We start from the raw sequence: 12,070 nt of genomic DNA, 5'->3' as shown, positions 1-12,070 counted from the left end.
GGGAACTATAAAATTTGGACATTGTGGATAACACATACCTCATAAGCCACGTCCGGCTCCAGCGCCCAGCTCCTCGCGACATAAGCAACCCACCCTGCGGAAGGAAAGACCACCTTCCTCCTGGTGTTTTGCTTATGCGTGTTGGAGCTCCCGGGGCGCTTGCGCCTTTGTTCTGAGAAGGAAGGGGGTGCGCATTCGTAGAATATTTAAGGTGAAAGAAAGGAGTTGACTGCAAATCGAGCAAAGTTGCTTGGAAACGAGTTGAGGTTGACCCGTAATGGCGGAAAGTTGCCTGCAAATGTAGAAAAGTCGCTTGGAATCGTCCAACAGTTGATTTTAAATTAGAAAGGAATGTGACGCCTTGATTGTTAAGCCACGACAAAAACCGCTTAAACTCATGAAATTGGAAGCTCTGCAACGCCGGATATCGATTGACCATCCTCAGCAGCCCCTCATTCAGGAAAGCATTGCTAAAACGCGTGCAGGTTATGCCGGGGAGACCGCTCTCGATTATCCGTTAAGTTTTCTCGAGCACGAAAAGGTCTACATTTTCCATGACCTTCGCCTGTTTGATCGCCAGCACTACGTCCAGATTGATAGTCTCCTCGTAACGCCAGCATTTCTCCTCATTCTTGAAGTGAAAAACATATCCGGCGAACTGTATTTTGATCAGGTTTTTCATCAACTCATTCGATCCAAAGATGGAAAAGAAGAAGCGTTTCCGGATCCCATCATTCAAATCCGCAGACAAGAGATGCAATTGAAAAAGTGGTTGCGTATCAACAATTGGGATTTAGATATCCCTGTGCTCTCGCTTGTTGTCATCAGTCATCCTTCCACCATCATCCGCAGTTCCTCAGACCATCTTCGTGAGCACGTCGTCCACCGCGATTACCTCCCGATTAAAATTTCCGAGTTCCACAATCAGTACGCCTTCCCTAAAATAAGTGATCCTCAACTCGAACAGCTCATTTCAACCCTGAAAGCACAGCACTTACCGCTTGATCGCAGTATATTAGAAACTTATCACATCGACGAACGTCACTTGATAAAAGGCGTGTTGTGCCCGCATTGTCTGCCACAATCTTGCCATCGCCTATATGGGAAATGGGCGTGCCCCCAGTGTGGCCAGATTTCAAAAAATGGCCATGTGGCAGCGCTGTTGGATTACAGGCTATTAATTGGAGCAACAATTTCGAATAAGGAAGCACGTGAATTTTTGCTCATTTCCAGTCCTTCTTTATCTTCTCGGCTGCTAAGAGGGTTGAACACCTCACATTCAGGCGGAAAGAAGGACAGAACGTACCATCTACATTTCCCTGAGACCGAGTTGCCTGCAAATCTCGAATAGTTGCCAAGAAATCGAAAATGTTGCAAAGAAGATGCCGCATCTCGTCTACAAATCAACTAAAGGCGTATAGAAACAGACTAGACTCGTCAACACGGCATCGCTCACGCCCGGCTACTATCGTTGTTGCCTGCAAATCCAGCTGAGTCGTAAACAAATCCAGAAAGTTGCTTATAAATATTAAAAAGTTGCTTATAAAATCTGAAACTCAAAAATACGCACGAAAAGAGAGCTGCCGTCTTGGACAGCTCTCTTATTCTATCTGAGTTTCCTAATAATTGGCGGTTCCCTCTAGTTTATGACCTACAAATCAGGACATTCAAGCGCACGAAGGATAGTTCTCAAGATTCATTGACTATGATAATCATTCTCAATTAAACTGTATCATGTAACGCGTAATGAAAATGAGAATCATTTTCACCTAAATGCAAAAGGCGTGCTAAGATAATTTTCAATTGAAAAGAGGGAGATGCCGATGGCAGTCGGATACGATATAAAGGAAAATTTAGCAGGAGATCAGGAGAATTATTTTGAGGATTTTTTTCTTCATCGTCACCCGTCAGGTGTTGCAGCGTATGAACACATGGCAACCGCTGTCGTTCATAAGCTGGCAAAAGTGTTTTCAGAACAAAGCGCACCTTATGAAGGTCAAAAAACTGAGGCACTCCAGGCTCAAATCAAGCAGCTCGCGATATTTTCGTATGAAGGAGAGTCGCTTGAAAAGGTGCTAGATGCCATTGAAGGGTCTGTTCTAACTCAGAACGTGAACATATCGCACGAAAGGGCTGCAGCTCATTTGCATTGTCCGCCTTTATTGCCGGCGCTTGCTGGTGAAATGATACTCAGTGCGTTTAATCAATCGATGGATTCATGGGACCAGAGCCCGGCTGCTACTTTTTTAGAGATGGAGATGATCAATTGGTTAACCGCTAAGTTCGGTTTTTCCAACCAAGGCGATGGTTCATTTACGAGCGGCGGCACGCAATCCAATTATATGGGGCTGCTGCTTGCCCGGGACGCATTCTGTCACACATATTGGGGACGGGATGTTCAGAAAGAAGGCCTGCCAGAGGGGGCCAGCCGCATGCGCATTCTCTGTTCCGAAGAATCGCATTTCACTGTGAAGCAGGCAGCTGCCCAACTCGGACTTGGGGAGGACGCGGTTGTTTCCATCCCGACTGATGAACATCACCGGTTATCACTGGAGGGGTTGAACGTAACCATCAAGGAGTTGGCAGATAAACAGCTCCTTCCGTTTGCTTTGGTTGGTACGTGCGGGACGACGGATTTCGGCAGTATTGATCCACTCCCGGAACTGGCAGAGACGGCCAAAACGAATGGCTTATGGTTTCATGTGGACGCAGCTTATGGTGGGGCATTGATGTTAAGTCATCACTGGTCGCATAAATTGGCTGGAATCGAACAAGCTGATTCCCTTGCGGTCGACTTTCATAAAATGTTTTTCCAACCGATCAGCTGCGGAGCATTTTTAGTGAAAGATCGTGCTTCTTTCCGTTATATACAACATCATGCCGCCTATTTGAATCCAGAAGATGACGAAGAAGATGGGGCGGTGCATCTCGTTAATAAATCCATACAGACATCCCGGCGGTTTGACGCTCTGAAGCTGTTTCTTTCGCTGCGGACAATAGGGACGAAGCGATTCGGTCACATGATCGATCATACCTTGCAGCTGGCTGGATATGCCGCCGAGTACGCGGATCGATTCCGTTCATTAACGGTGCTCACGCGTGAACCAGCGTTAAGCACAGTTATTCTTCGCTATACACAACCGATGCTTAATGCTTCTGAACACAATCAGATCAATCGATCGATTCAAAAGCGATTGTTTCATGGTGGCGAAGCGGTCATAGCTAAGACAACGGTAGACGGTGCTAACTTTTTGAAGCTGACGTTGCTGAATCCTGCTGCGAGCCGGCGTGATATAGAAGAAATTTTACACATGATTACACGATACGGAGACGAAGCGTATCAGAAATGGAGGGAACACCCATGTCAAACGTAAAGCAGACAGCTGAACGAGCGACGATGCAGAATTTCCTTAATTGTTATCTTAGAGAATCGGAAAATTATACAGATGCAAATCAGGCGCAAGGGATTGAAACGATTTTTTCCCAGCTTACAGATTGCTTAGAAAAAGTCATAGAATGCCCTTTATCTCATCAGAATGTGTATTTGATTGTTCCGGTAAAATATTGGTCTCAAACCGGTCGGCATCTGTTTAATTTCCCGCTCTATGTAAAGAAGGGAGATGAAGCGCCCCAGCCTATTGATTATATTACGCTGACATCATTGCTTGTAAATGAGCTTCAGCTGGAACAAGGGCGTGAGGGAGCTGAGGATGAGTTGGTGCTTCGGGTGATCTTAAGCTGCCAAAATATCAAAAAATACCTTGAAGCTCACCAAACTAGTTCCGAACATGATGAGAATTTATCCTATATCGAAGCAGAACAATCTCTTCTGTTTGGCCATCTGCTTCATCCAACGCCGAAAAGTAAGCAGGGCATGACAGGCGCCGATGATGACCGCTACGGACCGGAAATGAAAGGGGCGTTTCAACTGCATTACTTTCATGTTAAAAAGTCCGAACTGCAGCAAAAATCTATGCTCCCTGTTTCGATCAAACACATCATCATGCAGGAATTGAGGGCAGACCCTTCGCTTGAGGAATCGTTTTTGGCTGATTTGGAGATACAGGAGGAGTGGGAACTGGTTCCGACCCATCCCCTGCAGGCTAAACATTTGATTGAACAACACGAGGTAAAGGCTAAACAGGATGAAAGAACGCTGGTCTACTTGGGTCCGATCGGTCCATTATATACGGCGACATCCTCGTTCCGTACGGTGTATCGCCAAGGTTCGGATTATATGTTCAAGTTTTCCGTGCCAGTCAAAATCACCAATTCGTTACGTTATAATCAGCCGCATGAATTGGAGCGGGGTGTTGAAGTAGCTCGATTGTTAGACACACGATTAGGCCGTGAACTGGCTTATCATTATCCACACTTTCAGGTGATCAAAGACCCGGCTTATATGAATGTGCCGTTTGATCGAGAGGATGTGAAGCTTGATGTCGTCGTGCGTGAAAATCCATTTAAAGGAAATTCGACTCAAACGTATATGGTTGCGGGGTTATGCCAAGATGGTCCTGACGGCCGTCACAGCAGTCTCCACAAGGTAATTTCAGACCTTGCGCACAAAAAAGGACAAACCCATGAACACGTCAGCCTGGATTGGTTCAAAGCCTATTTGGATATCACATTGGATCCGCTGCTTTGGTTATTTGAAACGTACGGCATCGCCCTGGAAGCACATCAGCAAAATTCGGTGATCAAGCTGAAAGATGGCTTCCCGCATACGTTTTATTATCGTGACAATCAGGGGTATTACTTCAGCGAAACACACGCAGATAAACTTCGGGAGCTGTTGCCGGATTTGAACCGCCACAGCGATACGATATGTTCTGCCGCTATTGCCGAAGAGCGCTTTCGTTACTATTTCATCTTTAATCATATATTCGGATTGATTAATAGTTTTGGCGTTAACGGGCTGATTTCTGAACAGCGGTTATTGGATGTATTCAGAGAAAAGCTTCGGCAGCACCATAGTCGCTCGAAAGGGGTTGCGGATCTGTTAGCGAGTCTATTAAACGATGAGAAACTGCCCTGTAAAGCGAATCTATTAACACGTTTTTATGATATGGACGAATTAGTAGGGTCTTTGGAAGATCAATCTGTCTATACGCTCGTTTCTAATCCTATCGCAGAAAAAGCAGGGATAACCAATGGCTAACCGTTTTACGTGTTTTGACGATTCAATCAACCAAACGATATCGTTCCGCCCGTTTGAGGTGAACCGTGATATCGGGTTGCTTCATAGATGGATGCATCACGACCATGTCATTCCATTCTGGCAGTTGAATCTGCCGTTCGATCGGTTCCAAAACCATGTCGAACGTGCTTTGGCGGATCGTCATCAATCGTTGTATATCGGTGAGCTGGATGGTGTGCCGATGAGCTATTGGGAGTCTTACTGGGCAAAACAGGATGTGGTAGGGTCTACGTTTAACCCTGAACCATCTGATCAAGGCGTGCATCTATTGATTGGTGATCAGCGCTACTTAGGGAAAGGGCTCGCCCTCCCATTACTGCGTGCGATGGTCGCGTTTCAGTTCACGCATCCTGATACCAATCGTGTTATAGCGGAACCGGATATTCGTAATGAAAAGATGATTCATGTGTTTGAAAAATGTGGGTTCACGCCTGTTAAATCAATTGAGCTGCCGGATAAAACCGGGTTATTGATGTGGTGTGAACGCGAACAGTTTGAAGCGAGGTGTTCTTATGTCAGCGCAACATTGTGACGTTCTCTATGATGTGGCCGGTGTAGGCCTTGGGCCGTTCAATTTAGGTGCAGCAGCCTTAATGGAGAATGTTCCCGATATTAAAGCAGTCTTTATTGAAGAAAAAACGGAATTTGACTGGCATCCCGGCATGTTACTTGATGGGACGACGCTGCAAGTGCCCTTTTTAGCAGATCTAGTGAGCATGGCAGATGTCACGAATCGGTTCAGTTTCCTGAACTATTTGCAGGAGCACGGACGCATGTATCACTTTTATTTTCTGGAAAAGTTCCACATTCCAAGACAGGAGTACAACCATTATTGCCGTTGGGCTGCCTCACATATCACGTCCTGTCAATTCGGCATGCGTGTGCAGGAAGTGAGACGAATAAAATTGAGCGATTGTGATCCAGTATATGAAATTACGGTACGAAACGAAAACATAAATAAGCGGTTTTACGCTCGGCATTTACTCATGGGAGTGGGAACAACGCCAGCCGTGCCAGGTCATCTCCAGCATGCATTGGGGGATACGGTCTTCCATACGTCCGAGTATCTTTACAAAAAAGAAAGCTGTGAAAACGCAGACTCCATTGCTGTAATTGGATCAGGCCAGAGTTCGGCTGAAGTGTTTCTGGAATTAGCGCACGAGCAAGTCAAGAAGGGGTTTTCGCTCCACTGGTTTACAAGGTCTATGGGCTTTTTCCCGATGGAGTATTCCAAACTCGGCCTTGAGCATTTTTCACCTGATTATACGGCGTTTTTTTACCAGCTTCCCCAATTCAAGAAAGATAGATTGTTAGAACAGCAGCATTTGCTATATAAAGGCATCAGCGCAGATACGATTGCTGCTATTTATGATCTGTTGTATGAACGCTCTATCGGCAATACAAAACCTGATATCCATTTGCAGGCGATGACAGAAGTTGAAAACATCACGAAGCGAATGAATCAATGGGAGCTTCAAGCGCATCACCACATCAAGGGGGACTCATTTAAATTAGACGCCGATGTCATTATCCTCGGCACAGGCTATGCGCAAACGATGCCGCACTGGTTATCTCCTGTCGATCATCTTATAGAGCGGGATGAGAGGGGGCGGTTTCAAATAACGGAAGATTATCGTCTGGTCATGCGTGAGCGTTTATCCAACGAGATTTTCGTCCAAAATGCCGAACTTCACACCCACGGGGTCGGCGCACCGGATTTAGGGCTCGGAGCTCATCGGAATGCCGTCATCATTAACCAATTGGTAGGGAGAGAGGCTTATCCGGTCCAATCAGATGCTGTTTTTCAAACGTTTGGCATAGAACAGCCGACCATGAGCAGTACACATATTTAAGTGGAGGGATATTATGGCAACAAGTGAGAACCAGTTGACTCACGTATTAACAGAGGCAACCTGGCACAACGTCAATCAGCGATTACTGGAAAAAATGATAGCGGAATACATGTATGAAGATATGATAGAGCCGCACATTATGGCGGAAGCTGATAGGATAATGGAGTGTAAGCTTGATGTTTCAGCCGCTAAATCCTATTATTTTACCGTTAAAAAACGATGGTTTGATAGTTATGAGGTAATCAAGGATTCTGTTGACATCGTCGACGAAAGCGGACGAAGCAAAGCAAAGAGTGCGCTTACGTTTTTATTGGACATCAAGCCTTTGATCGGGATGTCGGCAGAAACAGCCAGCCATTTGATTAAAGAGCTTCAACATACGATGATAGCCGATGCCCATTTAGAGAGGGAGAACGTGAAGCCTGCGGATGCGTTAATTCATGAAGACTATGCCAAACTGGAAACCCATATGACCGGGCATCCGTGGATTACGTATAACAAAGGTAGGATCGGCTTTGATTATGATGACTATCTAGCCTACGCGCCTGAAAGGCAAAATGACGTCAAGCTGATCTGGGTGGCCGTTCATCATTCAATCGCCTCCTTTCAGGCTGTGGCTAATCTGGATTATGATGAGCTGCTCGTTCATGAAACGGATGAAGAGGAGCGGGATCAGTTTAAGGAAACGCTGATTCGTTACGATCAGAACCCGGCAGCGTATTACATCATGCCTGTGCATGAATGGCAATGGAACAATGTCATTATTCAGCAATTTCCAGAAGAGATTGCTAACAAAGACATTATCCTTATCGGAGACGGGAAGGATACCTATTTGCCCCAACAATCGATTCGAACGTTTGTCAATACATCGAATCCTTATAAACATCACGTCAAGGTTCCCATGAGTATTTTAAATACCCTGGTTTATCGCGGCTTGCCTGCCGAAAGAACCGTGATTGCCCCTCGTATTACAGACTTTATCAAGGGTATTGCTGAAGCTGACGCCTTCTTAAAACAGGAATGTCAGCTCATCTTGCCCGGTGAAATTGCCAGTATCAACGTTGATCAACGCTATTTTAACCAGCTCGAGCACGCGCCGTATCACTACCTGGAACTCCTTGGCTGTATATGGCGGGAAAGCATCTATGCCTACTTGGAAGAAGGGGAACAAGCTGTGACGTTGGCAGCTCTGTTATATCGCGATCACGAAGGTAAGCCGTTTATCCAAAGCATGATTGAACAATCAGATGTGTCGGCAGAGGAATGGCTGCGCAGCTTTTTCCAAATTGTCATGGACCCGCTGCTGCATTACTTGTACCAATACGGGACTGTTTTCTCTCCTCACGGCCAAAACACCATCATCGTGCTGGAGCAGCATAAACCGAAGCGGTTAGCGGTTAAAGATTTCGTAGATGATGTCAATATCAGTGATCAGCCCTTTCCAGAATTGGACAACTTGGCTGAAGATATTAAAGCCGTCTTAAGGAGTGAAGCGCCAGAGGGGTTGACCCAATTCATTTTCACAGGTTTGTTCATCTGCCACCTGCGTTATCTTGCTGCCATTCTGGACAATCAGTACATGGTCGATGAACTGACCTTCTGGGAGCTACTGGCTGATGCGATCAAACGTTACCAAACACGATTTCCCCACTTAGCGGAACGCTTCCAAGTGTTTGATTTCTTCAAACCGACGTTTACGAAACTCTGTTTAAATCGCAATCGCATGGTAGACTACGGCTATGAATCCGGAGACGACCGTCCTCATGCTTCCGAATATGGCAGCGTGAATAACGTGTTAGCCCTATTCAAAGAAACTGAGTAAGGCTTTTAAACTGAATAAAACACAAAAGTTCCGAACAATCTCCACGAAATTGTTCGGAACTTTTGTGTTTCAAGGAAGGTGTTCATAACCGCTCGGTCTAAACACGCCATTTTCGACACGGCCCCAGCTTCCTGAAAGAAAGCAAAAACCGCATTCCTGCGGGGTCTTCGGCTCGCGCTGTTCCCGTTAGCGTCAACGTGTTTTGACTACGATCATGAGCAGCGTTGATTTCATATGCATTTCCAATGTTCGGTTTTCAATCTTTCTGATTACTGATGTCCTAACTTCTTATCCACCTGCCAGTAAGAGCCCGGCAAAAGCGAGTAGAATCCCGCCTGTATAACTGACCCCCATATAGAGTAACGAGGTTTTCCTTTCCGAAGCGGTCAGCAAATGGATATTTTCCAGTTTGAAGGTAGAGAACGTGGTAAAAGCGCCAAGAAATCCTGTTGCTGCAAGGAGCGTCGTCTGTTCATCTAACCTTGCTCCCATGACCCATCCAAGCAAAAAAGAGCCGAGCAGATTAACGGTCATCGTAGCGAATGGGAATGAAAAAGGTATTCTTTCCTTTATCCATTTGCTTATGAAGAAACGGGATACGGCTCCACAAAATCCCCCGACGGCCACAAGCACACTATTTAAGAACATGGTTTTATGACCCCTTTCTTATAGAGTTTTGAAGCATTCCTCTTCCTACCCGGTAGCCTAGGTAGGCTAGTAATAATCCCCCCCATAAACTGCCTAGAACATAGCTGATCGCTATTAACCATTCAGAAGACTTTATTAAAGCAACCGTTTCAAAACTGAATGTGGAGAATGTGGTAAACGAACCGATCAGGCCTGTACCGATTCCAAGTGATACAGGACTTGGGAGCCAGTTCATTTTTGCTAAGTATGTCGTTACCCACCCTAAAAGAAAGCATCCGATTAAATTAGCCAGGAAGGTGTCAAAGGGAAAAGTGGACCCCCATCCATATCCGGTATATACACTTATGTAGTACCGTAATAAACTGCCTATCACCCCGCCAATCCCTACAGCTATGTAAATCATCTGTCTAACCTCCCGAAACTGAAGCACCCACCAATTGGCTGTGATGTGAGCAAGGATGCCTGAGTGAAATTGTGCATGTTTATAAGAATCACATCTATCGGTAATCTACCACAATCATCTCGGAAAACAAAATCCTGACTACTCACATTAAAGTGCTAAACACAGCCTTCGTTTATTCGGTAACAACCCCTCAGAGCAGTAATGTGAAATATGGGTTTGAGCGGAATATTTAGAATTATTGAAAAAATTATAAAAAAATGGTTGCATTTCCAATTTAAAAACACTAAACTGTTTCATAACAGATAACAAATATTTTTCCCTGTTATATAAAAGGAGGTGGTCCCATGGCCCAAGAACATAAGCGACAGGCTCGGCCTCATACGTGCCCGGAATGTGGCACACCTGTGCAGGAGCATCGTGTTACAACTATTTTGGAATGCGAACATTGTTTAGCTCGCCGAGAAGAATAATTTTTTTTAGTTATTCTGTTATATAATACATAGTGTGTTATATAATCTGACTTATAACAAAGAGGTGAATACAGTGCAGTTAAAACATGGAGAGTTGAACATTAGCGGATATATGCCTGACGCGTTTCATGAGATTTTAACTGATGGGGCTATGGATTTGTTATTTAAAATGCACCATCGTTTCGAAGACAGACGGCAGGCACTTCTTGCAGAACGTAACGTTATCCAGACAGAGCTTGCACAGGGGAAGGCACCTGATTTTCTTAAGGAAACACAGGTTGTGAGAGAAAGTGATTGGACTATCGCTCCCCTCCCGGCTGATTTGCAGGATCGGCGGGTGGAAATAACGGGTCCAGTTGATCGGAAAATGGTAATCAATGCCCTTAACTCTGGGGCGAATGTGTTCATGGCTGACTTTGAAGACGCCAATTCACCAACGTGGGAAAATTCTATCCAGGGTCAGATCAATTTGCGAGATGCCATTCGACGAGACATTGAACTAACGAATCTAAATGGAAAGACCTATCAATTGCAAGACGATCCCGCAGTTTTGAAAGTTCGTCCACGAGGGTGGCACTTAGATGATAAACATATCACGATCGATAATGTACCGGTCTCGGCTGGTTTTGTCGATTTCGCCCTTTATTTTTTTCACAATGTCCATGAGCTGCTTAATCAAGGTACAGGGCCATACTTTTATCTGCCTAAGCTTGAGAACCATCAAGAGGCCAGGTTGTGGAACGATATCTTCCTGTTTGCTCAGGATGAACTGGGGATTCCTAGAGGCACTATCAAAGCGACGGTGCTGATTGAAACAATTTTGGCAGCATTCGAAATGGATGAAATACTTTATGAACTGCAAGAGCATTCCGCTGGTTTAAATTGCGGTCGGTGGGATTACATTTTTAGTTACATTAAAAAATTCCGGCACGATCCGTCGTTTATCTTGCCAGATCGGTCGCTGGTTACGATGGAAGTCCCCTTTATGCGGGCGTATTCTCTATTGGCTATTCAAACGTGTCACAAACGTAACGCACCAGCGATTGGAGGTATGGCAGCCCAAATACCGGTGAAGGGGGACCCTGAAGCCAATGAATCTGCCTATCAAAAAGTGCAAGCAGATAAAGAACGCGAAGTAAGAGATGGCCACGATGGAACATGGGTCGCTCACCCTGGGATGGTTGAGACAGCGAAGCAAGTATTCGATAAATGGATGCCTTATCCTAACCAAATTGATAACAAACGGGAGGACGTTCACGTTACGGCGGACCAATTACTTGAAGTTCCTGCAGGGGACATTACGGAAGAAGGTCTGCGAACCAATATTAACGTGGGCATCCGGTATCTTGCCTTCTGGCTGCAAGGGAGGGGGGCAGCACCAATTAATAACCTGATGGAAGACGCCGCCACGGCCGAAATTTCTCGGGCTCAAATATGGCAATGGATTCGGCACCCGCGGGGGGTCTTGAATGATGGGCGTAACATCACCTTTGATTTGTTTGAACTGATTAAAGAATTAGAATTAAAACAAATATTAAGCGACGTTGGACCTGACATGTATGAACAAGGGCGATTTGATGAAGCTTCCCAGCTATTTGAGGATCTTGTCCATAACGATGATTTTGTTGAATTTCTAACCCTACCAGCGTATCAACGCTTAACCTAAGGAGGAAC

At 45.3% G+C, this 12,070-nt stretch carries 10 protein-coding genes; 8 read left to right on the top strand and 2 right to left on the bottom strand.

Going from position 1 to position 12,070, the window contains the following annotated elements; translation table 11 throughout:
* Positions 1–361: 361 nt before the first annotated feature.
* From HOP45_RS12355 to HOP45_RS12330, 6 genes are all read left to right on the top strand, one after another.
* The gene (locus tag HOP45_RS12355; protein ID WP_181349599.1) at positions 362–1,351 is read left to right on the top strand and encodes a nuclease-related domain-containing protein; all 990 of its coding nucleotides are present in this window, start codon (positions 362–364) and stop codon (positions 1,349–1,351) included.
* Positions 1,352–1,823: 472 nt separating this feature from the next.
* The gene (locus HOP45_RS12350; RefSeq protein ID WP_181349598.1) at positions 1,824–3,374 is read left to right on the top strand and encodes a pyridoxal phosphate-dependent decarboxylase family protein; all 1,551 of its coding nucleotides are present in this window, start codon (positions 1,824–1,826) and stop codon (positions 3,372–3,374) included.
* On the top strand, positions 3,362–5,161 hold the full coding sequence (locus tag HOP45_RS12345; RefSeq protein WP_181349597.1) for an IucA/IucC family protein: 1,800 nt from the start codon (positions 3,362–3,364) through the stop codon (positions 5,159–5,161). The genes HOP45_RS12350 and HOP45_RS12345 overlap by 13 nt, the downstream gene beginning before the upstream one ends.
* 25 nt (positions 5,162–5,186) lie before the next feature.
* Entirely contained in the window at positions 5,187–5,732 is a 546-nt protein-coding gene (locus tag HOP45_RS12340; RefSeq protein WP_181349693.1) for a GNAT family N-acetyltransferase, read from the top strand.
* Positions 5,713–7,053, top strand: a complete 1,341-nt coding sequence (locus tag HOP45_RS12335; RefSeq protein WP_181349596.1) for a lysine N(6)-hydroxylase/L-ornithine N(5)-oxygenase family protein — start codon at positions 5,713–5,715, stop codon at positions 7,051–7,053. Before HOP45_RS12340 ends, HOP45_RS12335 begins: the two co-directional genes overlap by 20 nt.
* A gap of 13 nt (positions 7,054–7,066) precedes the next feature.
* Positions 7,067–8,875: an IucA/IucC family protein gene (locus tag HOP45_RS12330; protein ID WP_181349595.1), complete on the top strand. Its 1,809-nt coding sequence runs from the start codon at positions 7,067–7,069 to the stop codon at positions 8,873–8,875.
* A 288-nt stretch (positions 8,876–9,163) separates the two neighbouring features.
* On the opposite strand, the gene crcB (HOP45_RS12325) is transcribed toward HOP45_RS12330, so the two are convergent.
* Together crcB (HOP45_RS12325) and crcB (HOP45_RS12320) are read right to left on the bottom strand one after the other, a co-directional pair.
* Positions 9,164–9,523: a fluoride efflux transporter CrcB gene (gene crcB / locus HOP45_RS12325; RefSeq protein WP_181349594.1), complete on the bottom strand. Its 360-nt coding sequence runs from the start codon at positions 9,521–9,523 to the stop codon at positions 9,164–9,166.
* Between the two features lie 4 nt (positions 9,524–9,527).
* Positions 9,528–9,926: a fluoride efflux transporter CrcB gene (gene crcB / locus HOP45_RS12320; RefSeq protein WP_181349593.1), complete on the bottom strand. Its 399-nt coding sequence runs from the start codon at positions 9,924–9,926 to the stop codon at positions 9,528–9,530.
* A gap of 344 nt (positions 9,927–10,270) precedes the next feature.
* Between crcB (HOP45_RS12320) and HOP45_RS20735 the strand changes: the two genes are divergently transcribed.
* Complete coding sequence (locus HOP45_RS20735) at positions 10,271–10,396, top strand: primosomal protein N' (RefSeq protein WP_255437633.1); 126 nt, start codon at positions 10,271–10,273, stop codon at positions 10,394–10,396.
* A gap of 73 nt (positions 10,397–10,469) precedes the next feature.
* Positions 10,470–12,062: a malate synthase A gene (aceB, locus tag HOP45_RS12315; RefSeq protein WP_370458016.1), complete on the top strand. Its 1,593-nt coding sequence runs from the start codon at positions 10,470–10,472 to the stop codon at positions 12,060–12,062.
* Positions 12,063–12,070 lie beyond the last annotated feature (8 nt).

The sequence above is a fragment of the Thalassobacillus sp. CUG 92003 genome, assembly GCF_013618635.1.
Classification (GTDB): Bacteria; Bacillota; Bacilli; order Bacillales; family Halobacillaceae; genus CUG-92003.
This window is presented reverse-complemented; position numbering and strand designations above follow the sequence as displayed.

Bases quoted from the DNA above. Each gene is read 5' to 3' on its own strand.
- HOP45_RS12345 (WP_181349597.1), top strand. From the start codon at position 3,362: ATGTCAAACGTAAAGCAGACAGCTGAACGAGCGACGATGCAGAATTTC.
- HOP45_RS12330 (WP_181349595.1), top strand. From the start codon at position 7,067: ATGGCAACAAGTGAGAACCAGTTGACTCACGTATTAACAGAGGCAACC.
- HOP45_RS20735 (WP_255437633.1), top strand. From the start codon at position 10,271: ATGGCCCAAGAACATAAGCGACAGGCTCGGCCTCATACGTGCCCGGAA.
- crcB (WP_181349593.1), bottom strand. From the start codon at position 9,926: ATGATTTACATAGCTGTAGGGATTGGCGGGGTGATAGGCAGTTTATTA.
- HOP45_RS12350 (WP_181349598.1), top strand. From the start codon at position 1,824: ATGGCAGTCGGATACGATATAAAGGAAAATTTAGCAGGAGATCAGGAG.
- HOP45_RS12335 (WP_181349596.1), top strand. From the start codon at position 5,713: ATGTCAGCGCAACATTGTGACGTTCTCTATGATGTGGCCGGTGTAGGC.
- crcB (WP_181349594.1), bottom strand. From the start codon at position 9,523: ATGTTCTTAAATAGTGTGCTTGTGGCCGTCGGGGGATTTTGTGGAGCC.